The sequence below is a fragment of the Thioclava kandeliae genome (assembly GCF_040297545.1).
Lineage (GTDB): Bacteria > Pseudomonadota > Alphaproteobacteria > Rhodobacterales > Rhodobacteraceae > Thioclava > Thioclava kandeliae.
In genome coordinates this window covers 267,927-292,289 of sequence record NZ_JAYWLC010000002.1, presented here as the reverse complement: position 1 = coordinate 292,289, position 24,363 = coordinate 267,927, and the positions used below count along the sequence as shown (strand labels likewise).

Here is a 24,363-nt window from a genome sequence, read left to right as displayed (position 1 = left end):
CGATTCCCCTGTATTGTCCATTCGTAGCCCCAATTCAGCCCGATTTGGCCCCGATCTTCGAAAAGTCGAAATGAATCAAGGGTTGCCGAGCATGGACCGTCTGACAGAAATGGAAGCCTTCGCCACGGTCGTGGATCAGGGCGGTTTTACCGACGCGGCCAGAAAGATGGGAATTTCCAAATCTGCGGTCTCCAAACATGTTTCCGCGCTGGAAACGCGGCTGGGGGCGCGGCTTTTGAACCGCACCACGCGCCGTGTCTCGCCGACCGAGATCGGGATGGCCTATTATGACCGCGCGCGACGGGTTCTCAACGATGCGGGCGAGGCCGACGCGCTGGTCACCTCTATGCAGACGGCGCCTTCGGGGACACTGCGCATCTCGGTTGCAACGGATTTCGGCGTGCATCTTCTCTCGCCGGTTCTGGGCGAGTTTCTGAGCACCTATCCCGAGATCAATGTGAATATGGTGCTCAACAACCGCTATGTGGAGCTGATCTCGGAAGGGTTCGATATGGCGATCCGTCTGGGTGAGCTGGAAGATAGCAGCCTGCGTGCGCGCAAGCTGACCGAAACCGGACAGAAGATGATCGCGGCCCCCGGATATTTCCAGAAATACGGCCGTCCGATGAAGATCGACGATCTCAACAGCCACAAACTCCTACATTACTCCAACCAGTCGACCGGCAATGTCTGGAAGGTCACCGCCCCCTCCGGCGAGCGTCGTCAGGTGCGCTCGGCAGGCTGGCTGACGGTGAATGACGGGCAATCGCTCCTGCAGGCGGCCATCAGCGGGCTGGGCATCGCCTACCTGCCCTCCTTCCTGTGCGCAGAGGCGCTGAAGAAGGGGATCGTCGAGGAAGCGCTGCCCGATCTGCCCGAGGACACGATGGGGATCTATGCGATCTATCCCCCGGGCCGCTATACCCAGCCCAAAGTCCGCGCCTTCATGGATTTCCTCGTGGATACCTTTCAGGATCGCGGACCGAACAACTGGTGATCACTCGAGCGAGGTCGAGGTCAGCACGGCCTCGACACGCCGGTTGGTGCGCCGCCCCTCCTCGGTGAGGTTGGTGGTGATGGGCGCAAGCCACCCCGCGCCCTCGGCCACGATCCGCTCGGGGGCGATGCCGTAATCGCTGATCAGGCGCTGCCGCACCGCCTCGGCACGGCGTTTCGACAGATCGATATTGCCTGCAAGCGCTCCTTCCATGTCGGTATGCCCCACGAGTGCGATACTGGCCTCGGGCGCCGAGGCCAGATAATCGGCCAGCGCCGCGAGACTGTTATAGCTGCCGGGTTTCAGCTCGTCGGCACCGCTTGCAAAATCGAGCCCGTCCAGAACCCCATGACCTTCGGTCTGCAAAAGCGTCCCGATGGGGCGGCTTTCCTGCCCTGTCCCCTTGGTTGTGGTAATCTGCAGCGGATTATCGGGACGCGCGGCATCGACCACACCGGCGCTCAGCGTGGTGAGGTTCACAAAACCGGAATTCGACGAGCGGCTCACTGTCAGCGCCAGATATTCCGGCCCCTTGCGCGCGGCAAGATAGAGGAAATCTCCCAGATCCACATGCATCCCAGGCTCGGGCAGAAGATCGAGCTGGTAGCGGAAATCGAACCCGCCACAGGCTTCGGTCGCGCAATCATAAAGCACCGTGTAGCCCGCATTCTCGATCTGGCTCCGCAAGGGGGCCATGATCTGCAGAGTGGTCTGCTGGTTGCCGCGCAGCCGCCATGCGGTATCGATCCGCGTGCCCTCCAGCGCCCGTGCCGAAGCCGGAGCGGCAGAAGTCCACGGCCCGGTCAGCAGGCTGTAATCGGTGGCCGGGTTACTATCGGAGGCGCTGATCGTGGCATCCTCCGGCAGATCGAGCTGCAGGGGCTCGGCGCGGGCGGCAACGACGGCCAGCCCCGAAAGGGCGATCGAAAGCAAGGCGGAACGAAACATGGTCATAGGATTTCCCGACGATAATGATAGCGGCCCTGCAGGATCATCCCCAGCCGTTCGTAAAGCGCGATCGCCCCTGTATTGGATGCGCGCACGACAAGATTGAGCGCGGTGGCCCCGTTCGCCCCCGCCCAGCGGGCCGCCTCGGACATAATATGGCCCGCCACGCCACGGCGGCGGAACTCGGGGCGGGTCGTAAGCGCATGGATCATGGCCTCGCGCCCCGCACAGGCCACAAAAGCAGCCCCCGCCGCGCGATCCCCGTTACGGCCCAGAATGACACAAGCAGGCCCCTGTGCCCGCGCCATCACCGCCTGACGGGCCGCATCGATGCCATCCTCCTCGAAGATCTCGCGGGTCACGGCCAGCGGTGGCCAATGCGGGAAGGCCGCCAGTTCGGGGATGTCCTGCGGAAAAGCCACGACGGGGGCACGATAGACAAGCGACGGATCGAAACACTCATAGCCCCGCGCCTCCAGCATTGCGTCGAGCGCCTCGTGACCGTCGCGGATCTGGAACTTGACCGGCTGCCCGAGAGCGCGATGGCAGGCAATCGCAGCCTCCGGATCGGCCTCGGAGAGTGGCACCTCGAGGCTTGCCGAGCTTACACGGCTGCCGCCCCCCTTGCCATCGCGCACCACAAAGCCGCCCGCCCTATGGAAGGCTGCGGCAGGCCATGTGGCGTCGATCAATTCATAAAAGCCGGTCGCGGTGCCAGAGGTCATTGCCCCTCCGGAAACGCCGATTGCAGCTCGGCGAAGGCGGTCTCGAGCCGCGTCTCGTCCTGCCCGCGCACCACAAGATTCACGCCGTAATTTCCATCCGTTACAAAGGGATAAGACCCGAAGGACAGGTCGGAATAGGTCTCGGCCAGATCCCGCAAAGGCTCGGCAATCTCGGATTCGGGGCGCGGCACCCGCAGGCTGCGCGACAGGACCGGCGCACCGCCCGTGAGCGTGGGCAGCACGCTTGCCACCATCGCCTGGAACACATTGGGCACGCCCGCCATCACATGCACATTGCCCATGGTGAAGCCGGGCGCGACGGAGACGGGATTGTCGATCAGCGTGGCCCCTTCGGGGATCCGCGCCATCCGCATCCGCGCCGGCGTGAACTCCGCCCCGCGTTGGGCGTAATGCGCGGCCAGCAGCGCTTTGGCATCGTCGCGCACATCGACCTTCGCGCCAAAAGCCACACCCACCGCATCGGCGGTGATATCGTCATGGGTCGGCCCGATGCCACCGGAGGTGAAAAGCGTGTCATAGGCTTTCGACAGCGCATGGATCGCGCCCACGATCTGGTCCTGATCATCGGACACGATGCGCACTTCCTTCAGGTCGATCCCCGCCTTGGTCAGCTCGCCTGCCAGATAATAGGCATTGCCCTCGCGGGTACGGCCCGACAGGATTTCATCCCCGATGATGAGGATAGCAGCAGTGGGATTGGGCTTCTTCGCGTCAGACATGGGTTTATCTCCTTTGTGCACAGGTATAGGCCGGGTTGACATAAGCGAAAAGCCCAAGCCCTAGTCATGGCATCATTTTGTGATTAACTAGGGCATAAGCGATTGAAGGAGAGAGCCGGTGGATGAAGCCCAAGGCCGCGTGACGAAAGACGGGATCCGCATCTATAATACCACGGATGATTTTGACGGCATCCGCGCCGCCTGTGCGGTGACCTCGCAGATCCTCGACGAGGTGGCCCAGCATGTCCGCCCCGGCATCACCACGATGGATCTGGAAACCTTCATCCGCAAGCGCGTCGAGGAACTCGGCACCACTTCGGCAACGATCGGTTATCGCGGCTACCAGCATGCCTCCTGCATCTCGGTCAATCACGTCGTCTGCCACGGCATCCCGGGTGACAAGGTGATCAAGGATGGCGACATCCTCAATATTGACATCACCGTCATCAAGGATGGCTGGTATGGTGACAGCTCGCGCATGTATGTGGCGGGCAATCTCTCGCGCAAATCCGAACGCCTGATCCAGGTCACCTATGACGCGCTCATGATCGGCATCGAACAGGTGAAGCCGGGCAATACGTTCGGCGATATCGGCCATGCGATCCAGAAATATGTCGAGGCCAACCGTATGAGCGTGGTGCGCGATTTCTGCGGCCATGGCGTAGGCCGCGTCTTCCACGCACCGCCGAATGTGCTGCATTATGGCCGCGCGGGCTCGGGGGCCGTGCTCGAGGAAGGCATGATTTTCACCATCGAGCCGATGGTCAATCTGGGCCGTCCCGATACCAAGGTGCTGGCCGATGACTGGACCGCCGTCACCCGCGATAAATCGCTCTCGGCACAGTTCGAACATTGCGTGGGTGTCACGGCGGATGGCTGCGAGATCTTCACGCTCAGCCCAACCAACCGCTTCCACCCGACCTGGGGATAAGGCAGCAGGAAGGTCGCGCCCGCGCGCGGCCTGACCGATTTCTTCGGGGCCTCGATGGCCCCGAGGAAATCGACCCCGCCCTCAGATCTCTTCCACCATCGACACGCCGCGCAGGGAGCGGATCGCCCCCTTGATCTGCGGGTTCACCGGGAAATCCCGCCCCGTGGCCAGCTCGTAGCGGCAATTCTTCTCGGCATCGAACACCGTGAAACTGATCGGTCCGCGCGAGCGCACCTTGCCCTCCTCTTCGAGCCGCGTCAGCAGCGAGGCAATCGAAGGCACGGCCTCGGGGGTTTCCACATGGATCATCAGCCCCGTGCCACCGGCATCGGCCACCATCGTATCGACGCGGCTGGCAGAGCCCGCCACCATACGCACCGACTCGCCATCCACCTCGACCTTGACGTTGAGCACCAGAAGACGCCCCGTCTCGAGCACCGGACGGCAGGCCTCCAGCGCCTCGGACCAGAAGGCCACCTCATAGGGCCCAGACGCATCCGAGAGCGCCACAAAGGCAAAGCGGTTACCCTTGGCCGATTTCTTCTCGCGCACGGAGGCGACTTCCCCCGCGATCTTCGCCGCAAAGGGCCCGCCTACCGCCTTGGCATGGATCTCGTCGAGGGTCATCACCTTCTTGCGCTTGAGCGCAGGCATATAATCTTCCAGCGGATGGCCCGAGAGATAGAAGCCGATCGCTTTATGCTCCTCGGCCAGTTTCTCGCCCGGCAACCAGTCATCGGTATCGGCCATACGCGGCGGCGGCAGATCATCGCCCGCATCGCCAAAGAGCGACACCTGCGCCGAGTTCTTCGCCTCGATCACCGCCCCCGACCATGCCACAAGGCTGTCGAGCGACTGGAACACCCGCTTGCGGTTGGGGTCCAGCTGGTCAAAGGCTCCCGCCCGCGCCAGCATCTCCAGCGGCCGCTTGCCAACCCGCTTCAGATCAACGCGGCGCGCGAAATCGAAGAGGTCACGGAAAGGCTTGTCTTTCCCCTCCACCTGACGCGCCTGCACGATCAGCTCCATCGCCTCGACGCCCACATTCTTCAGCGCGCCCAATGCGTAAACCAGCTTCTGGTCCACCACATCAAAGGTCGAGAGCGAGCGGTTGACGCAAGGCGGCACGATCTCCGCGCCCAAGCCCTTCTTGACCTCCTGTGCATAGATCGCAAGTTTCTCGGTCAGATGGATATCGCAATTCATCACCCCGCCCATGAACTCGACAGGATGATTGGCCTTCAGCCAAGCGGTGTAATAGCTGACCACCGCATAAGCGGCGGCGTGGGATTTGTTGAAGCCGTAATTGGCGAATTTCTCCAGAAGGTCGAACACCTCCGAGGCCTTTTTCTTATCGACCCCGTTTTTCGCCGCCCCCGATTCAAATTTCGGGCGCTCGGCATCCATCGCCTCCTTGATCTTCTTACCCATCGCGCGGCGCAGAAGGTCGGCGCCGCCCAGCGTATAGCCCGCCATCTCCTGCGCGATCTGCATCACCTGTTCCTGATAAACGATAATGCCCTGCGTCTCGGCCAAGATATGGTCAATGGTCTTATGCACCGACTCCAATGGCTTGCGCCCGTGTTTCACATCGCAATAGGTCGGGATATTCTCCATCGGACCCGGACGATAGAGCGCGACAAGCGCCACGATATCCTCGATACAGGTGGGCTTCATCTGCCGGAGCGCCGATTTCATGCCCTCGGATTCCACCTGGAACACCGCGACCGTATGCGCCGCCGAGTAAAGATCATAGGTCTTCTGGTCATCCAGAGGCACAAGGTTGATCTGGTTTTCCCCGCCCGGCGCCGGCTCGTAAAGCGTATTGCCATGCGCATCCACATGGAGCGGCCTGCCCGATTTGAAGATCAGGTTCATCGCCGATTGCACGACGGTCAGCGTCTTCAGACCCAAGAAGTCGAACTTCACGAGCCCGGCGCTCTCGACCCATTTCATATTGAACTGGGTCGCGGGCATATCCGAGCGCGGATCCTGATAGAGCGGCACGAGCCGGTCCAGCGGACGGTCCCCGATCACCACACCCGCCGCGTGGGTCGAGGCATTGCGCAAGAGCCCTTCGACCTGCTGGGCATATTTCAGAAGGCGGGCGACCACCTCTTCGTTCTTTGCGGCCTCGCGCAGACGCGGCTCGTCGGCCAGCGCCTTCTCGATCGAGACAGGTTTCACCCCCTCGACGGGGATCATCTTCGACAGGCGGTCCACCTGCCCGAAGGACATCTGCAACACACGCCCCACATCGCGCACGGCGGCTTTCGAGAGCAGCGCGCCGAAGGTGATGATCTGCCCCACCTTCTCGCGCCCGTATTTCTGCTGCACATATTTGATCGTCTCCTCGCGACGATCCATGCAGAAATCGATATCGAAGTCGGGCATCGAGACCCGCTCGGGATTCAGGAACCGCTCGAACAGGAGCGAGTAGCGCAAAGGATCAAGGTCGGTGATGGTCAGCGCATAGGCCACAAGCGAGCCCGCCCCCGAACCCCGCCCCGGACCGATCGGAATATCATGGGCCTTCGACCATTTGATGAAATCGGCCACGATCAGGAAATAGCCCGGAAAGCCCATCTGCTCGATGATCCCGAGCTCGAATTTCAGCCGTTCCTCGTATTCCTCCACAGGCGCCGCCGCCTCGATCACCTCCAGACGCTTGCGCAGACCCTCCCAGGACTGCTTGCGCAATTCCTCGATCTCGTCATCGGCGAATTTCGGCAAGATCGGATCGATTTTCGAAGCGCCATAGGCGCAGCGCCGGGCGATCTCGACCGTATTCTCCACGGCCTCGGGCAAGTCCGCGAACAGCGCGACCATCTCGGCTTCGGATTTGAAATAATGGGCAGGCGTCAGGCGCCTGCGCGGATCGGCCTGATCCACATAGGCCCCCTCGCCGATGCAGATCAGCGCATCATGCGCCTCATACATCTCGGGCTTGGGGAAAAAGACATCATTGGTGGCCACCAGTGGCAGCCCCATCTCGTAGGCCATCTCGACAAAGCCGCGCTCGGTCAGCCGCTCGGCCTCCATGGTGCGCCCGTCCTCGCCCGGGTGGCGCTGCAGCTCCACATAGAACCGTCCCGCATAGATGCGCGCCAGCTCTTCCATCAGCGCCCGCGCCCGTTCGGGCTGACCGGCTTGGAGGAATTTGCCCACCGGCCCCTCGGCCCCACCGCTCAGACAGATAATGCCCTCTGCATGCCGTTCCAGCTGTTCGGTGGTGACCTGCACCAGATCCCCATGTTTGCCGACATAAAGACAGGTCGACAGCTCCATCAGGTTTTCGTAGCCCTTCTCGTTCTGCGCAAGGAGCACCAGCGGTGCCGGCAACCGGATCTTCTCGCCCGGACGCGCCGGATCATAGGCCAGCGAGACCTGACAGCCCAAGATAGGCTGCAACCCTGCCCCCTTGGCCGTGACCGAAAACTCCAGTGCGGAAAACATCGCATTGGTATCGGTGACAGCGACTGCGGGCATATTGGCCGCATCGCACATCTTGATCAGCTTCTTCACGGGCACGGCGCCCTCGAGAAGCGAATATTCGGTATGGACGCGGAGATGGATGAATCGAGGCTCTGTCATTCCTCCAATCTATGCGGCCCGCGCGGCTGCGAAAAGGCCGATCACGCGGAAGGCCGGTCAAATTTCACCCGCCCCACCCACCAAGGCGAATTTCCGATTGACCACTCTTCAGGCAATGCGCACAATTTGAAGGCATTCCGCCCGCCATTCTGGCGCAAACCGTCAGTTCAGCCTTGCACCCGCCCCACAGGCCACGCTTTTCTGAGCACAGGTTCACGCATCCCAGAACCGCGCCCCCGTTCTACGCCACATCGGGCGGGGCCGCACTTCACAGCTGTACCGTGGCGAAAGTCTTCTCATGGATATCACGTTTCTTCTCAACGGAGAAACCCGCCAGGTCGCAATCAGCGACCCGACGCAATCGGTGCTGGACTGGTTACGCGCGGAAGGGCTGACCGGAACAAAAGAAGGCTGTAACGAAGGCGATTGCGGTGCCTGCACGGTGATCGTGACCGATGCCGATCGCTCCAGACCCCTCAATGCCTGCCTCCTGATGATGCCGCAACTCCATGGCCGCGCTCTGCGCACGGTCGAAGGCATCACCGGTCCCCAAGGCCAATGCCATCCCGTGCAGGACGCCATGATCACCCATCACGGCAGCCAGTGCGGCTTCTGCACCCCGGGCTTCATCGCCTCTCTCGCCTGCGCGCACCAGAACAACCAGCACGACCATGATGATCTTCTGGCCGGCAATCTCTGCCGTTGCACGGGCTATGCCCCGATTCTGCGCGCAGCCCAGGCGGCCGCCAACGCGCCTGCACCCGACTGGATGGACACCCCCTTCCAGCGTCCTGAAATATCCTCGGAGGGTGAATGGACCGAAGGTCCAGAGGGAGGCAGACAGCCTCCCTTCCTCCCCCGCTCCACAAAAGAACTGGCAGATTGGTATCTCGCCCACCCGCAGGCCACGCTGATCGGCGGTGCCACCGATGTCGGGCTCTGGGTCACCAAAAAGCTGCAGGATCTGCCGCTTGTGGCCTTCCTCGGCCAATGCGCGGACCTCGCCCTAATTAAGGAAACCGACACCCATTTCACCATCGGCGCTGCAACCACCATCGCGGCCCTCCGTCACGCGGTCGCGCCGCATCTGCCAAGCCTCGCCGAACTTCTGCGCCGCTTCGCCTCCGAGCAGGTGCGGCAGGCCGCGACCCTGGGCGGTAATATCGCCAATGGCTCGCCCATCGGCGACACGCCCCCCGCGCTCATCGCGCTTGGCGCCACGCTCACCCTGCGCCAGGGCGACACGCGCCGCGAGCTACCCCTCGAGGACTTCTTCCTCGATTACGGCAAACAGGACCGCCAACAGGGCGAGTTTGTCGAAAGCATCTCCTTCCCCAAATCCGCGTCCCATTTCCGTGCCTATAAGCTGTCGAAGCGCTTCGATCAGGACATCTCCGCCGTTTGCGCGGCCTTCAACCTGACGCTCGACGGAAATACCATCGCGTCGGCCCGCGTGGCATTCGGCGGCATGGCCGGCACCCCCAAACGCGCCAGCGGTTTCGAGGCGCTCCTCACCGGCAAGCCGCTCTCTGACGAGACCTTCCGCGCGGCCCTGCCCGCGCTCGGCCTCGACTTCCAGCCGCTCTCCGATATGCGCGCCTCTGCCCGCTACCGCCTGAAAGCCGCCGAGGGGCTGGCCCTGCGCTATCTCGCCGATCTCACCGGCCAGCACCTCTCCATTCTGGAGGTGCAGCCATGAGCGTCGCCAAACCCCTGCCCCATGATTCCGCCCGCCTGCATGTGACAGGTCAGGCGCGCTATCTCGATGACCTGCCCGAACCCAGAGGCTGCCTGCATCTGGCCTTCGGGCTTTCGACCGAGGCCAGTGCCGAAATCACCGGGATCGACCTCACGGAGGTCCATGCCTCCGAAGGTGTGACCGCCGTGCTCACCGCCGCCGATATCCCGGGCGAAAACGATGCCTCCACCGACAGAGGCTGGCATGAACCCCTTCTGGCCGAAGGCGAGGTGCATTACATCGGCCAGCCCGTTTTCATCGTGGCCGCCACCTCGCACCGTCTGGCCCGCATCGCCGCCCGCCGCGCCCGCATCACCTATGCCCCCCGCGCGCCGGTCCTGACCATCGATCAGGCCATCGCCCGCGAAAGCTGGTATGAGGGCGGCCCGATCATCTGGGAAAATGCCGACCCGACCGAAGCCTTGGCGCAGGCGGCTTTCACCGCCCATGGGAGCATCGAGATCGGCGGTCAGGAGCATTTCTATCTCGAAGGTCAGGCCGCAATGGCCGAGCCGCAGGATCAGGGTATGATCGTGCGGGTTTCCAGCCAGCATCCGACCGAGGTGCAGCATAAGGTGGCCGAGGCGCTTAGCCTGCATATGCATGATGTGCGTATCGAGATGCGGCGCATGGGCGGCGGCTTTGGCGGCAAGGAAAGCCAGAGCAACCAGCCCGCCATCGCCTGTGCCGTGGCCGCCCACCTCACGGGCCGCGCCTGCAAGATGCGCTATGACCGCGATGACGATATGACGATCACCGGCAAGCGCCATGATTTCCGCGTGGACTACCATATCGGCGCGGATGCCGATGGCCGGATCACCGGTGCGGTCTTGCGCCAATACGCCCGCTGCGGCTGGTCGATGGATCTGTCGCTGCCGGTCTGCGACCGCGCCATGCTGCATGCCGATGCCGCCTATCACATCCCCGCTTTGCGCGTCGAAAGCCTACGCTTGCGCACCAATACGCAATCGAACACCGCCTATCGCGGCTTTGGCGGGCCTCAGGGTATTCTGGGCACCGAAGCCGCGATCGAGCATCTGGCGCAGGTGATGGGGCTCGACCCGCTGGAGTTGCGCCGGCGCAATTTCTATCCCGAGATGGGCGAGGCTCCTGCCCCCACCCATTACGGCCAGCCGGTCGAGGACAGCATCCTTCAGGCGCTGACCGAAGACCTCACCACCCGCGCCGGTTTTGCCGCCCGCCAAAGGGCGGTGGCCGAGTGGAACGCCGCCAATCCGGTGCTGAAAAAGGGCATCGCGCTGGCGCCGGTGAAATTCGGGATTTCCTTCACGCTCAGCCATCTCAATCAGGCGGGCGCGCTGGTGCATATCTATCAGGATGGCACGGTGCGGCTCAATCATGGCGGCACCGAGATGGGTCAGGGCCTGCATATCAAGGTCTGTCAGGTGGCGGCGAGCATCTTCGGCCTGCCTTTGGGACAGATCCGCATCTCGGCCACCGATACCGACAAGGTGCCCAATACCTCGGCCACGGCGGCCAGTTCGGGCGCCGATCTCAATGGCATGGCCGTCAAGGCCGCCTGCGAGACACTCCGCGACCGGATCGCCACCTTCCTTGCCGCCCGTGAGGACTGCGCCGCGCAGGATGTCACCTTCGCGGATGGGTTCGTGGCCGCAGGCGCCTATCGCGGCACCTTCACCGAGACCGTTCTGGCCGCCTATCAGGCGCGGATCAGCCTGTCTTCCACCGGCTATTACGCCACCCCCGAAATCTCGTGGGACCGGACCACGGGCACCGGACGCCCCTTCTACTACTTCGCCTATGGCGCGGCCATCGCCGAGGTGGTGATCGACCGCCATACCGGCGAGAACCGCATCCTGCGGGCCGATATCCTGCATGATGCGGGCGCCTCGCTAAACCCCGCTATCGATAAGGGCCAGGTCGAGGGCGGCTTTGTGCAGGGCGCGGGCTGGCTCACGACCGAGGAACTGGTCTGGGATGACAAGGGCGCGCTGCGCACCCATGCGCCCTCAACCTACAAGATCCCCGCCTGCTCGGACCGGCCAAGGATCTTCAACGTGGACCTCTGGGACCAGCCTAACCGCAAAGACACAATCTACCGCTCCAAAGCCGTGGGCGAGCCGCCTTTCATGCATGGCAATGCCGTCTTCTTCGCGCTGCAGAATGCGGTGGCGGCCTGTGGCCCGCACTGGCCCGCGCTGCGTGCACCGGCCACGCCCGAGGCGATCCTCGATGCGATCGCGCGCGCCGAAGGCACCGGAGAGGACGCATGAGCTTCGATCCGACGCGCCTGCGCGAGGCCGCCACGCGCGGGCCTTTCACCCGCGTGCTGGTGGCAGGTGTGAAGGGCTCGACCCCGCGCGAGACAGGCGCCGAGATGCTGGTCTTTGCAAGCCATATCGAGGGCACGATCGGCGGCGGCGCGCTGGAATATGCGGCCATCAAGGCAGCCCGCGCAGGCCGGACAGGCCGCCACTCCATCCCGCTTGGCCCTGCGATGAACCAGTGCTGTGGCGGCGCGGTAACCCTGGCCTATGAAGCGATAACCGCGCAGGACATAGACCGCAGCTTCGGTCCGCTCCATGCCCGCCGCCTCGACGGGCCTGCCGAGATGCCGCTCTCGGTCCATCGTGCGCTGTCCCGCCACCGCGACCGCGGGCAGGTGCCGCAGCTTCTGGTCGATGGCTGGCTGGTGGAGCCAGTGGCGCCCCCCGCCCTGCCCGTATGGATCTGGGGCGCGGGCCATGTGGGGCGCGCGATTGCCGCCACCCTCGCGCCCTTCCCCGATTATGCGATCCATCTGGCCGATACCGATGCCACGCGCTTCCCTGCGACCCTGCCGCAGGGTGTCACACCCCTGATCGCCGAGAACCCCGCCGATCTGGTGCCGCTCGCGCCCTGTCATGCGCATCATTATGTGTTGACCTATTCGCATGCGCTGGATCTGGATCTGTGCCACCGGCTGCTGACCCATGGCTTCGGCCATCTGGGGCTGATCGGATCAGAGACCAAATGGGCGCGGTTCAGGGGCCGGTTGCGGGATCTGGGCCATAGCGCAGAGAAAATCGGGCAAATACAATGCCCCATCGGCGATCCTTCCTTGGGCAAACATCCGCAGGCCATTGCGATCGGGGTCGCTGCCGGAGTATTGAGACAAGAAACGACCATCCGGTCAAAACCCGACAGTCAGGACGCGAGAGAAGCATGAGCGATCCCCTATTGAAACTTGAGGGCCTGACCAAGGCCTATCCGGGCGTGATCGCCAATAGCAATGTCGGCTTCGAGATCGGTCAGGGCGAGATCCATGCGCTCTTGGGCGAGAATGGCGCGGGCAAATCGACGCTGGTGAAGATGATCTACGGGCTGGTGAAGCCCGATGAGGGCACGATGACCCTGCGCGGCATGCCCTATGCGCCGCCCGAACCCCGCGCCGCACGCGCGAGCGGAGTGGCGATGGTGTTCCAGCATTTCTCGCTATTCGATGCGCTGAATGTGGCCGAGAACGTGGCCTTGGGGATGGAGAACCCGCCCCCCATGCGCCAGCTCGCCCGGCGTATCCGTGAGATTTCCACCCAATACGGGTTGCCCTTAGACCCTGCCCGCCTTGTGGCCGACCTTTCGGCGGGGGAGCGGCAGCGCGTGGAGATCGTGCGCTGCCTGCTGCAGGATCCGAAGCTTCTGATCATGGATGAACCCACCTCGGTGCTGACGCCGCAGGAGGTGGAGATCCTCTTCCGCACCCTGCGCCAGCTTGCGGCCGAAGGCACCGCGATCCTCTATATCAGCCACAAGCTCGAAGAGATCCGCACGCTGTGCGACCACGCGACCATCCTGCGCGGCGGCAAGGTGGTGGGCGATGCGATCCCGCGCGAGAAATCCGCCCGCGAGCTGGCCGAACTGATGGTGGGGGCCGAACTGAAGGTGACCGACCGTGAGGGGCGCACGCTTGGGGATGTGGTTCTGGAGGTGCAGGGGCTCGACCTTGCCCCCCTCTCGCAATTCGGTCCATCCCTCAAGGATGTGTCCCTGCGTCTGCGCGCGGGCGAGGTGCTGGGCATAGGCGGTGTGGCCGGAAACGGGCAAGAAGAGCTTCTGGCCACGCTGGCGGGCGAGCGCCCCTCGGCTGCGGGCAGCGTGGTGCTGGCGGGCCGTGACCTTTCGGGGCTCGGCCCCAACGAGCGCCGCGCCTTCGGCCTTCTGGCCGCGCCCGAGGAGCGGTTGGGCCATGCCGCCGTGCCCGCCATGAGCCTGACCGAGAACACCTTGCTGACCGGCACGATCCGGCGCCCCTTGGCCAAGGGAGGCATGGTCGATATGGCCGCCGCCCGCGCCTTTGCCGAGGAGATCATCAAGGCCTTCGATGTGCGCACTCCGGGGCCGCATGTGGCGGCGCGCGCACTTTCGGGGGGCAATCTCCAGAAATTCGTGGTGGGCCGCGAGGTGCTGCAGGAGCCTGCGGTGCTGATCGTGAACCAACCCACCTGGGGGGTAGATGCGCTTGCTGCCGCCTCGATCCGGCAGGCACTGCTGGATGTGGCGGCCAAAGGGGGCGCGGTCATCGTGATTTCTCAGGATCTGGACGAGTTGATGGAAATTTCCGACCATTTCGCGGCGCTCAATGCAGGACGCCTGTCGGCACCGCGCCCGACCAAGGGCCTGACGATCGAAGAGATCGGCCTCATGCTGGGCGGTGCCCACGGGATGCAGGAGGCCAGCGCATGATCACGCTGATCCGCCGCCCCACCCCCTCGCGCCACTGGGCATGGTCCACGCCGATCCTTGCGGTGATTGCCACGATGATCGCCGGCGGGCTGCTGTTTGCCGCGCTTGGCACCAACCCGTTCACCGCGATCAAGGCAATCTTCTGGGACCCGATCCTCGGCCCCAATGCCGCCTATTTCCGCAGCCAGCTTCTGGTGAAGGCTGCGCCCCTGATCCTGATCGCCACGGGGCTGGCGGTAGGCTTCCGCGCAGGGATCTGGAATATCGGCGCCGAGGGCCAGTATATCATGGGCGCGCTCGCGGGCGCGTGGCTCGCGCTGCATATGTATCCCGCAGGAGCCGCATGGCTCTTTCCGGCCATGATCGTGCTGGGCGCATTGGGCGGGCTCGTATGGGGGCTGATCCCCGCGCTCCTGAAGGTCTGGTTCGGGGTGAACGAGATCCTCGTGTCGCTGATGCTGGTCTATGTGGCCGAGAACTTTCTGGCCTATATGGCCTTCGGTCCGCTGAAAAATCCCGAAGGCTTCGGCATGCCCGGCTCGCGTAACCTGCAGCAATATCCTTCGGCCTTCAACGGGGAGCTGATCGCGGGCACCGGCGCGCATTGGGGCGTGGTCGCCGCACTCATTGCGGTGATCTTCACCTATATCCTGATGCACCGCCATATCATGGGCTTCCGTATCCGCGTGGCGGGCGAGGCACCAAGGGCGGCGCGTTTTGCAGGCGTCGTGCCCGCAAAACTGATCGTTACCTGCCTGTGCCTGTCGGGCGCGCTGGCGGGGCTTGCGGGGCTCTTCGAGGTGGCGGGGCCTGCAGGCCAGATCACCGACCGGTTCAATGTGGGCTATGGTTTCACCGCGATCATCGTGGCCTTTCTGGGCCGGTTGCATCCGGTAGGCATCCTGCTGGCGGGGCTTTTGATGGCGCTGACCTATATCGGCGGTGATGTGGCCCAGCTGATGCTGCAACTGCCCCCCGCCGCAATCCAGGTGTTCCAGGGAATGCTCCTGTTCTTCCTCCTGGGGTTTGACGTGCTGACCAATTACCGCGTGAAACTGGGGAAAGCGGTATGAGCCGCAGGCTTCCCTCGCTCCACCGTCCCGTTCTGGGGGTGATGGGGGTGCTTGGCGGGCTGGCCCTTTACTATCTGCTGGTCTGGTCGGCCTCGGCCATCCTCTATGTGCCGATTGCCATCGGGCTTCTGGCCGTGCTGGAGGTGACCCGCCGCCTCTCGGATCTGGCCCGCAAGCGGCTGGACGTGGCCGCGACCGAGGACGAGGCTTTCCATGCCGGTCGCGCGGCCCGTGCCCTGCGCCGCTCGCGCGCGGATCTGGTTCTTTTTGCCGTGGCTTGCCTGATCGGGCTGGCCATCGCCTATCTTCTCTGGGGGCCTATCCCCGACCCCACAAGCCTTTACGGAGACGCCCAATGATCGGTGGTATCGATATCGTCACACTGATTGCCATGCTGATGACCGCCTCGACGCCCGTTCTGCTGGCGGCCACGGGCGAGCTGGTGGTCGAACGCTCGGGCGTGCTCAATCTCGGGGTCGAGGGAATGATGGTCATGGGCGCGATCGGCGGCTTTGCCGCGGCCGTAGCCACCGGCAGCCCCGTCCTGGGCTTTATCGCAGCCGCCCTCTCGGGAGTGGTGCTGGCGCTTCTGTTCGGGCTTCTGACTCAGGTCTTTCTGTCCAATCAGGTGGCCACGGGGCTGGCGCTCACGCTTTTCGGGCTGGGGCTCTCGGCGCTTCTGGGCAAGCCCTTCGAGGGTGTGCGCCCGCCGCCGACCACCAAGCTCGATTTCGGCCCGCTCTCCGATATTCCGGTGCTCGGGCGTATTCTCTTCTCGCATGACTGGGTGGTCTTTCTCTCGCTGATCCTGTGCGCGGCCACATGGGCCTTCCTGAAATTCGCCCGTGGCGGGCTGATCCTGAAAGCCGTGGGCGAGAACCATGACGCGGCTCACGGGCTCGGCTACCGCGTGGTGGCCGTGCGCTTCATGGCGCTGGCCTATGGGGGGGCACTGGCAGGGATTGGCGGCGCCTATCTCAGCCTCGTGCGTGTGCCGCAATGGACCGAGGGCATGACCGCAGGCGCGGGCTGGATCGCGCTGGCAATCGTCGTCTTTGCCTCGTGGCGGCCCGAACGCGCGCTGATCGGAGCCTATCTCTTTGGCGGGATCACCGCGCTGCAATTGCAGCTACAGGCCGCGGGCTATGCGATCCCCGTCCACCTGCTGTCGATGGCGCCCTATCTGGTGACCATCCTCGCTCTCGTCCTTCTTTCCGCGATGCATCGCAACGGCGCTCAGGCCGGACCGGGCAGCCTCGGAAAATCCTTCCATGCCTCCCGCTAAGGGGCTAACTTCGGGCACATCAAGATGCCCATCATCCAAGGGGAACCCTCCATGAAACGCAGAACCTTCCTTGCCTCCTCGGCCGCTATGGCCGGCATCGCAGCCAGTGGCGCGCCCGCTTTCGCACAGGCCGACCCGCTGAAAGTCGGCTTCATCTATGTCGGTCCGGTAGGCGATATGGGCTGGTCCTACCAGCATGATCAGGGCCGTCAGGCGCTAGAAGCCGAATTTGGCGACAAGATCCAGACCAAATTCATCGAATCCGTGCCCGAAGGCCCCGATGCCGAGCGTTCGCTGACCTCGCTGGCGCTGGAAGGCCACGAGCTGATCTTCGCGACCTCCTTCGGCTATATGGATGCGGTCCAGAACGTCGCCAAGAAATTCCCGAATGTGAAATTCGAGCACGCGACCGGTTATAAGCGCGCCGAGAATGTGGGCACCTATGACGCGCGCTTTTATCAGGGCCGCGCCGTTCAGGGCACCATCGCGGGCCGCATGACCAAGTCGAACAAGATCGGCTATATCGGCTCCTTCCCGATCCCCGAATGTATTCAGGGCATCAACGCGGCCTATATCCACGCCAAGAAGGTCAATCCCGATGTCGAGATGTCGGTGGTCTGGATCAACAGCTGGTTCGATCCGGCGAAAGAGGCCGATGCCGCAGGCGCGCTGATCGCAAGCGGTGTGGATGTGGTCATGCAGCACACCGATTCCACCGCGCCGCAAGCCAAGGCTCAGGAAGCGGGCAATGTGATCACCTTCGGTCAGGCCTCGGATATGTCGAATTTCGCGCCCAAGCCGCGCGTGACCTCCACGATCGACAACTGGGCGCCCTATTACAAGAAGCGCGTGCAGGCGGTTCTGGATGGCACATGGGAATCGGATGCGACCTGGGGGGGCATCGATACCGGCATGGTCGAGATCGGCGAGATCACCGATGCCGTGCCCGCCGAAGTGAAGGAAGAGGCCGAGGCGCTGATCGAGTCGATGCGCACGGGCGAGTATCATCCCTTCACCGGTCCGCTCAAAAAACAGGATGGATCGGACTGGCTGGCCGACGGCGAAGTGGCCGATGACGGCACGCTGGCGGGAATGAACTTCTATGTTGACGGCATCACCGCAGAGATGCCGAGCTAAACATAACCCATTGAATAAAAAAGGGGCGCGAATTATCGCGCCCCTTTTTCGTGCAAAAATCCGCCGATCCGGAAGCACCATTCCGGCACATCAGGAACATTTATCATTCTCTCGGTGTTATCCGCCTGAAAAGACAGCCCCAGCCAAAGTATCTAGCCATTGGAGCGCTGTCGCCTTGGAGGAATGATGAAGAGTACACTTCGTAGCACCACCGCATTGATTGCGGCTCTTGCTACCGTCACCCCCGGCCTGACCATGGCCCAGACCGCCCCTCTGGCGGCAGGACAGGCGCAGGCAGAAGGCCAGACAGGGGCCGAAGGCAAATCGGACCCCGATCATGGCCGTGTGTCGACCGGCGCGGAAGAGAAGCCCCGCGGTCAGGCCCGCCAGAACAGCTGTATCGAGACCCAGAGCCAGAATGGTGTCTCCGCCAAGGCGGCGGCCGATCTGTGCGAGGGCATGACCGCAAGCGCCCCCGGCTCGGAGGCCGAGAAGCGCAGCGAGGATGCCATCCAGAAACAGGCCCGCCAAAAGGCCGAGGACAGCACCGAAGAGGCGCGTAAAGCCATGGGTGGCGGCAATGCCAAAGCTGCCGCACAGGGTGATGCGGCAGATGATACGGCACAGGCCAAGCCGGCTGCCAAAGGCACAGCCAAGGCCGAGGTGACCACGGCGCCCGGTAAGGATGCCGAAGCGAAATCCGGTGTCCAGACGCAGGCCCAGACAGATGAGGACACGAAGCCCCGAGCGCAGGCAGCCGCAACCGGCGAGACGCCCACCGAGGGCGGCAAGGTCGATGCGCTGAAACGCAAGCTGGAAGGCAAGACGACGGATGGGGCCGATAAGGCGCAGGACAATCAGGCGCAGGCAAAAGAGCCGCCAGCGACCAAAGCCGCACCCGACGCTCAATCCGCCGATGCAGGGGCCGCCGATGCTGGGGCCGCCGATAAAGGGGCTGCCGATGCAGGGCCCTTTGATGCGACACCCGCGCAGGCCCGAGCAGACGCGGACGCGAAAGCCGACATGCCCGCAGAGGAGAAATCCGCGGATCGCGACATGGCGACCCCTTCCCCGCAGCAGAGTGCCGAAGAGGAAGCGCCTAACAAGGCCAATGGCCGGACCGATCCCGACTCGCTGGCCAAAGCCCTCGCCGGGAAACAGGACGCGCCCGATGCCGATGTGAAGCCCGAGGCGAAGGCGGATGCCGACGCGCAGGCTCAGGCCGATGCGCAGGCTGCGCCCGAGCCCCGCGACCCGCAAGCGGCTGACGCTGGGACCAAAGATGCACAGCCCAAGTCAGATGACGCGGCCAAGACGGATGACGTGGCCAAGGCCGATGAGTCGCGCCGCGTCGAGGAAGCCCTTGCCGCGACCGAGGATGCCCAGAAGCGGGCCAGCGAAGGCGCTCCCGTGAAAAACGAGGCCCTCGCCGCCGAGGCGGAGATGCCGCGCGATGGCGACGCCAAAGCCGCACCTGCGGATGATCCGAAAATGACCGAAGAGGTCATCACCAAGGAGAATGCCCGTTCCTCGAACGAGGATTTCACCACGGCCGTCAACGCCAAGGCGCAGGACCGTGACCGCGATGATAAGGACGAGGGTCTGTCCGATTTCGAGAAGGTCGCGATTGCGGGTCTCGGGGCTCTGGCCGTTGGCGCGATCCTGAATAACGGCTCGGAAGTTGCGGTGAATTCCGGCGACCGTGTCGTCGTGCAGAACCCTGATGGCTCCTACGGGCTGATCAAGGATGATAACGCATTGCTGCGTCAACCGGGCGCGCGGATCAGCACGCGCAATTATGATGACGGCTCGACCCGCACGATCACCCGCCGCGAGGACGGCGCCCAGATCGTGACGGTCTACGACGCCCAGCGCCGCATCGTGCAGCGCACGCGGATCGAACCCGACGGGACACGCTATGTGCTGATCGACGATAGCCAGGGGGCGGAGCCGGTTCAGGTCTCCGACCTGCCACGCGCGAATTTCCGCGATGTCTCGAGCACGAGCGACGAGGACGCCCTGCGCGATGCGCTGGCTCGCAGCGCCGACACCGATCGTGGTTTCACCCTGTCGCAGGTTCGCCAGATTGCAGATGTGCGCGATCTTGCCCCCGCGATCTCGGTCGAGAATGTGACCTTCGAGACCGGCTCTGCCGCGATCCGGCCCGCACAGGCCGAGGAGCTGTCGCAGCTGGGCGAGGCGATCAAAGCGCGCATCGACGACAATCCGCGCGAGATCTTCCTGATCGAGGGTCACACGGATGCTGTTGGCAATGCCGCCTATAACCTGGCGCTCTCGGACCGCCGCGCCGAATCCATGGCCTTGGCACTGACGGAATATTTCGACATTCCGCCGGAGAACCTCGTGGTGCAGGGCTATGGCGAAGAGTATCTGAAGGTCGACACGCAAGGTGCCTCCGAGGAGAACCGCCGCGTCACAGTCCGCCGCGTGACCGACCTTTTGCGCGTGGCCTCGAACTAAGCATTTTAAAGGGCGCCCATGCGGCGCCCTTTACTTTGTGCCCCGGACCTCGGGCTTTGTCATGGCAGTGTCTTTCGGCTAGAACCACGCAGTAAGACGGCCCGAAGACAGACGGCCCGAAGTCAAACGGAGCATAAGATGCCAGCAACAGCCGAACTCGACGAAGGCGGCAAGACCTTCACCCTGACCGTTGGCGTATGGTTCAATACCTATCCCGTCGGGGAGCTTCCCGACTGGATCGCATTCTACCGCCGGAACCGTCAGGATCATCCGAAATCATTGCAAAGCTATGACGACACGATCGCCGCGCTGGAGGCGCTGCATGGCAGACTGAACGGGGCGGATATGGAGCAGAAAGGCGGCTGAAAGGCCGCCTTTTTCACAGCAATCCGGACATCAGGACGACCTGCGCACAGACTTGGCGACCGGATCATCCGGAGGCTGCCCGAAGGCATTAGTCTTTGATTTCGCTGGAAGTTTGGAAGTGGTGGCGAGGGGGGGACTTGAACCCCCGACCCCACGATTATGAGTCGTGTGCTCTAACCAGCTGAGCTACCTAGCCACTGGGCGGCTATCTACGGTCTGGGCATCGGACCGTCAACCCCGATTTTGAAAAAACGTCATCTTTTTCGTTTTTCTTTCGGAGCGCCCGAAACAGGCCATCAATAGACAGTCACCGGCGTGCCCAGTTCGACGGTATCATAGAGCGCAATCACATGGTCATTGACCATCCGCAGACAACCATTCGACACCGCATGGCCGATCGAGCTGGGTTGCGTGGTGCCGTGGATCCGGATCGCCGTGTCATGCCCGTCCTGATAGAGATACATCGCCCGCGCGCCCAGCGGGTTGGTCGGACCGCCCGGCATGCCATCGGCATATTTGGCGTAATGGTCGGGCTCGCGCTTGATCATATCGGGGGTCGGCGTCCAGCTCGGCCATTTCACCTTGCGGGCAACAGTCGCCTCGCCGCGGAAGACCAGCTCGCTCTTGCCCACAGCCACCCCGTAGCGCATCGCGACGCCGGGGGCCGTGATGTGATAGAGGAAGAACTTGTCCGAGAGCACGATGATAGAGCCCACGGCCAGTTCGGGTTTCACCCGCACCTCGCGCGGATAATACTGCTCGGCAATCGGCCAGATCTTGGGTTCGGGCGCGGAAGCGGTTTCCACCTCCTGCGCGAAGGACAGGGCCGGAGAGGCCAGAACAGGCAGGCTCGCCAAGCCACCAATCACGCAACGACGCTTCATATGTAACCTCCTGTTACAGTCAGATGCAGGTCAACCGCGTACACATAAAACCCGAACAGGCGGTAAAATTCCGCATCTCTATCAAAACTTCTTACCCCTATTGGAGCGGCAATCGGGGGCCCTTGCCAAGATGCTAGCCCAGAAATTCTTCACACATCGCAAAGATGACACAGGTCAGAAGCGGCCCTCCCCCGCTCCTCTCCCGAATTTGCACGAAGACCGGTGGCATCAGACAATTTTGTTGCCTATCTGAAGACAGGACATCTGCAAGCGGGGGTATCATGACAGAGCAAAGCACAAGGTTCATCGTGGACGGGATGCATTGCGGGGCCTGCACGGGCCGTGTGGAACGCGCGCTTCTGGAGGTGCCGGGCGTATCGCAAGCCAATGCCAATCTGATGGCGCGCAATGTCACGCTGGTCTTTGACGGGCCTGCCTCTGCCGATCTGGCCGCCTCGCTCGATCAGGCGGGCTATCCCATTGCCGAGGCCGAGACCGTTCTGGCGCTCGGGCGCGAGGCAAGCCCCGAGGAGCAGACCGCTCTGCGCGAGGCTCTGCTGGCCCATCCCGCCATTCTGGAGGTCACACCCGCCCCCCGCGAGATCCGTATCCGCTATGCCCAAGGGGCGATTGCTCCGAGCGAGATGGTGAAGCTGATCGCCCCCCTCGGGATCACCGCCACCGCCCGCAAGGACGAAAGCCCCCTGCCCGACCGCGCCGAGAAGCAGGAAGCCGAAGCCCGCAAGCTGCGCCATGATGTGATCCTGTCGGCAGTGCTGACGCTTCCGGTCTTCGTGCTGGCGATGGGCAGCCACCTGATCCCCGGCATGCATCATCTGATCGACGCCACCATCGGCGAGCGTGTCTCCTGGGTGATCCAGCTGGTGCTGACCACTGCCGTGCTGTTCGGCCCGGGGAAAGTGTTCCTCGATCTCGGGCTGCCCGCGCTTCTCAGGCGCTCGCCCGAGATGAACTCGCTGGTGGCGCTCGGGGCGCTGGCGGCATGGGGCTATTCGACGCTGGTCACCCTGCTGCCTTTTGTTGTCCCCGAAGCCGCGCGCGGCGTCTATTTCGAGGCCGCCGCCACCATCGTGACACTGATCCTTCTGGGCCGCTGGTTCGAGGCCCGTGCCAAAGGCCGAGCGGGCGAGGCGATCTCGCGGCTGGTGGGGCTGCGCCCCGACACCGCCCGCGTGGAGCGTGGCGATCAGGTCATCGACCTCCCCGTGGCCGAACTGGCGGCGGGCGATCTGGTCCATCTGCCCCCCGGGGCGCGGGTGGCCGCAGACGGGATCGTGACCGAGGGCGAGGGCTGGATCGACGAGTCGATGCTCACCGGCGAGCCCGCCCCCGTGGCCAAGACCGAAGGCACAGCCATCACCGGCGGCACGGTCAATGGCACCGTGCCTCTGGTCTATCGCGTAACCGCCACCGGCACCGAGACGGTGCTGGCGCGCATCATCTCGATGGTCGAGGAGGCACAGGGCGGCAAGCTGCCGGTGCAGGCGCTGGTGGACCGCGTGACGCGGGTCTTCGTGCCGGTGGTGATCGCGCTCTCGGTGCTGACCTTTCTGATCTGGCTGATCGCCGGTCAGGGCTTCACCCATGCGATGGTCGCGGGGATCTCGGTGATGATCATCGCATGCCCCTGCGCGATGGGGCTGGCCACGCCCGTCTCCATCCTCGTGGGCACAGGACGCGCGGCAGAGATGGGGCTTTTGTTCCGCCGTGGGGATGCTCTGCAACGGCTGGCCGAGGTGAAGACCGTCGCCTTCGACAAGACCGGCACCCTGACCGAGGGCCACCCGACCCTGACCGATCTTATCGCGGCGCAGGGCAGCCTGCCCGCGACAGAAGCACTGCGGCTGGCGGCAGGGATCGAGGCGCGCTCTGAACATCCGCTGGCGCAGGCCATCGTGACAGGGGCCGAGACACGGGGCCTCACGCCCGCTGCCGCCAAACGTGTGCGCAGCCAGACGGGTCGGGGCCTGACGGGTGAGGCTGACGGCCACAAGCTGGTGATCGGCAATGCGGCGGCACTCGCCGAGGCCGGGATTGCCACTGACGCGCTGCGCACCGAGGCCGAAGCCTTGGCCGCCAAGGGTAAGACCCCGATCTGGGTGGCTGTGGATGGGGAGCTGGCTGCGCTGATGGCCGTCTCCGACCCGATCAAGCCGCAGGCGGGCGAGGTCGTGCAGGCGCTCAACCGCGCCCATGTAGAGACTGCGATGATCTCGGGCGATCTGGAACGCACAGCGCAAAGCGTGGCGCAGGGGCTGGGGATCAGCCATGTTGTGGCGGGAGTTTTGCCCGATGGCAAAGTGGCCGCTATCGAAGAGATGAAAGCGAAAGGCACCACCGCCTTTGTCGGTGACGGTATCAATGACGCGCCCGCCCTCGCTGCTGCCGATATCGGCATCGCCATCGGCACCGGCACGGATGTGGCCATCGAGACTGCCGAGGTCGTGCTGATGCAGGGCGACCCGCGCGGCGTGGGGCAGGCAGTGCGGCTTTCGCGCGCCGTCATGCGCAATATCCGCCAGAACCTCTTCTGGGCCTTTGCCTATAATGTGGCGCTGATTCCTGTGGCGATGGGCGTGCTCAAACCCTTTGGCGGGCCGGGCATGTCGCCTCTGCTGGCGGCGGCAGCGATGGCGTTTTCCTCGACCTTCGTGGTGGCCAATGCGTTAAGATTGCGGGGACTGAAACTCTGAGATCTGCCGCATAGGCAGATCCCCGCCGATCCTATGGGCGAAACAT

18 protein-coding genes and 1 tRNA gene are annotated in these 24,363 nt (G+C 63.7%); 13 read left to right on the top strand and 6 right to left on the bottom strand.

The genetic code is table 11. The features are described from left to right. The first annotated feature begins 91 nt into the window (after positions 1–91). The gene (locus VSX56_RS04105; protein ID WP_339113447.1) at positions 92–997 is read left to right on the top strand and encodes a LysR family transcriptional regulator; all 906 of its coding nucleotides are present in this window, start codon (positions 92–94) and stop codon (positions 995–997) included. Here the strand turns inward: VSX56_RS04105 and VSX56_RS04100 are convergent, their stop codons facing one another. Genes VSX56_RS04100 through VSX56_RS04090 form a run of 3 tightly spaced genes read right to left on the bottom strand, consistent with a single transcriptional unit; the run spans position 998 to position 3,410 of the window. Then, the gene (locus VSX56_RS04100) at positions 998–1,951 is read right to left on the bottom strand and encodes an OmpA family protein (protein ID WP_350935030.1); all 954 of its coding nucleotides are present in this window, start codon (positions 1,949–1,951) and stop codon (positions 998–1,000) included. It abuts the gene before it with no gap. After that, positions 1,948–2,670, bottom strand: coding sequence for a GNAT family N-acetyltransferase (locus VSX56_RS04095; RefSeq protein ID WP_350935028.1), 723 nt, complete (start codon positions 2,668–2,670; stop codon positions 1,948–1,950). The genes VSX56_RS04100 and VSX56_RS04095 overlap by 4 nt, the downstream gene beginning before the upstream one ends. Continuing rightward, positions 2,667–3,410 carry a competence/damage-inducible protein A gene (locus VSX56_RS04090; RefSeq protein WP_350935026.1) on the bottom strand — a complete coding sequence of 248 codons (744 nt, stop codon included), beginning with the start codon at positions 3,408–3,410 and terminating at the stop codon, positions 2,667–2,669. Before VSX56_RS04090 ends, VSX56_RS04095 begins: the two co-directional genes overlap by 4 nt. A 118-nt stretch (positions 3,411–3,528) precedes the next feature. Here VSX56_RS04090 and map point away from each other — a divergent pair, with 118 nt between their 5' ends. Next, positions 3,529–4,341, top strand: coding sequence for a type I methionyl aminopeptidase (gene map, locus VSX56_RS04085; protein ID WP_339113451.1), 813 nt, complete (start codon positions 3,529–3,531; stop codon positions 4,339–4,341). A gap of 81 nt (positions 4,342–4,422) precedes the next feature. Here the strand turns inward: map and dnaE are convergent, their stop codons facing one another. Next, entirely contained in the window at positions 4,423–7,935 is a 3,513-nt protein-coding gene (dnaE, locus tag VSX56_RS04080) for a DNA polymerase III subunit alpha (protein WP_350935024.1), read from the bottom strand. Positions 7,936–8,233: 298 nt separating this feature from the next. Here dnaE and xdhA point away from each other — a divergent pair, with 298 nt between their 5' ends. The 10 genes from xdhA to VSX56_RS04030 all read left to right on the top strand — a co-directional run bounded on the left by xdhA (position 8,234) and on the right by VSX56_RS04030 (position 20,719). Beyond that, positions 8,234–9,634 (top strand): xanthine dehydrogenase small subunit, encoded by a 1,401-nt coding sequence (gene xdhA / locus VSX56_RS04075; RefSeq protein ID WP_350935022.1) that lies wholly within the window; start codon positions 8,234–8,236, stop codon positions 9,632–9,634. Then, a complete protein-coding gene (xdhB, locus tag VSX56_RS04070) occupies positions 9,631–11,928 on the top strand; it encodes a xanthine dehydrogenase molybdopterin binding subunit (protein ID WP_350935020.1) in 2,298 nt (765 codons plus the stop codon). Before xdhA ends, xdhB begins: the two co-directional genes overlap by 4 nt. Next, entirely contained in the window at positions 11,925–12,863 is a 939-nt protein-coding gene (xdhC, locus tag VSX56_RS04065) for a xanthine dehydrogenase accessory protein XdhC (protein WP_350935017.1), read from the top strand. The genes xdhB and xdhC overlap by 4 nt, the downstream gene beginning before the upstream one ends. Beyond that, positions 12,860–14,377 carry an ABC transporter ATP-binding protein gene (locus VSX56_RS04060; protein ID WP_339113456.1) on the top strand — a complete coding sequence of 506 codons (1,518 nt, stop codon included), beginning with the start codon at positions 12,860–12,862 and terminating at the stop codon, positions 14,375–14,377. Before xdhC ends, VSX56_RS04060 begins: the two co-directional genes overlap by 4 nt. Next, positions 14,374–15,450 carry an ABC transporter permease gene (locus VSX56_RS04055; RefSeq protein WP_350935014.1) on the top strand — a complete coding sequence of 359 codons (1,077 nt, stop codon included), beginning with the start codon at positions 14,374–14,376 and terminating at the stop codon, positions 15,448–15,450. The genes VSX56_RS04060 and VSX56_RS04055 overlap by 4 nt, the downstream gene beginning before the upstream one ends. Beyond that, positions 15,447–15,809, top strand: coding sequence for a hypothetical protein (locus VSX56_RS04050; RefSeq protein ID WP_339113458.1), 363 nt, complete (start codon positions 15,447–15,449; stop codon positions 15,807–15,809). The genes VSX56_RS04055 and VSX56_RS04050 overlap by 4 nt, the downstream gene beginning before the upstream one ends. Next, positions 15,806–16,735 (top strand): ABC transporter permease, encoded by a 930-nt coding sequence (locus VSX56_RS04045; protein WP_350935012.1) that lies wholly within the window; start codon positions 15,806–15,808, stop codon positions 16,733–16,735. The genes VSX56_RS04050 and VSX56_RS04045 overlap by 4 nt, the downstream gene beginning before the upstream one ends. A 51-nt stretch (positions 16,736–16,786) precedes the next feature. Continuing rightward, positions 16,787–17,872: a BMP family ABC transporter substrate-binding protein gene (locus VSX56_RS04040; RefSeq protein ID WP_339113460.1), complete on the top strand. Its 1,086-nt coding sequence runs from the start codon at positions 16,787–16,789 to the stop codon at positions 17,870–17,872. Between the two features lie 186 nt (positions 17,873–18,058). Next, the gene (locus tag VSX56_RS04035; RefSeq protein ID WP_350935010.1) at positions 18,059–20,353 is read left to right on the top strand and encodes an OmpA family protein; all 2,295 of its coding nucleotides are present in this window, start codon (positions 18,059–18,061) and stop codon (positions 20,351–20,353) included. A 138-nt stretch (positions 20,354–20,491) separates the two neighbouring features. Beyond that, the gene (locus VSX56_RS04030) at positions 20,492–20,719 is read left to right on the top strand and encodes a hypothetical protein (RefSeq protein ID WP_350935008.1); all 228 of its coding nucleotides are present in this window, start codon (positions 20,492–20,494) and stop codon (positions 20,717–20,719) included. Between the two features lie 119 nt (positions 20,720–20,838). On the opposite strand, the gene VSX56_RS04025 is transcribed toward VSX56_RS04030, so the two are convergent. Together VSX56_RS04025 and VSX56_RS04020 are read right to left on the bottom strand one after the other, a co-directional pair. After that, positions 20,839–20,915 (bottom strand) — tRNA-Met (locus tag VSX56_RS04025). Between the two features lie 100 nt (positions 20,916–21,015). After that, entirely contained in the window at positions 21,016–21,603 is a 588-nt protein-coding gene (locus VSX56_RS04020; RefSeq protein WP_350935005.1) for a L,D-transpeptidase, read from the bottom strand. 281 nt (positions 21,604–21,884) lie between these two features. Here VSX56_RS04020 and VSX56_RS04015 point away from each other — a divergent pair, with 281 nt between their 5' ends. Beyond that, the gene (locus tag VSX56_RS04015; RefSeq protein ID WP_350935003.1) at positions 21,885–24,317 is read left to right on the top strand and encodes a heavy metal translocating P-type ATPase; all 2,433 of its coding nucleotides are present in this window, start codon (positions 21,885–21,887) and stop codon (positions 24,315–24,317) included. Positions 24,318–24,363: the final 46 nt, after the last annotated feature.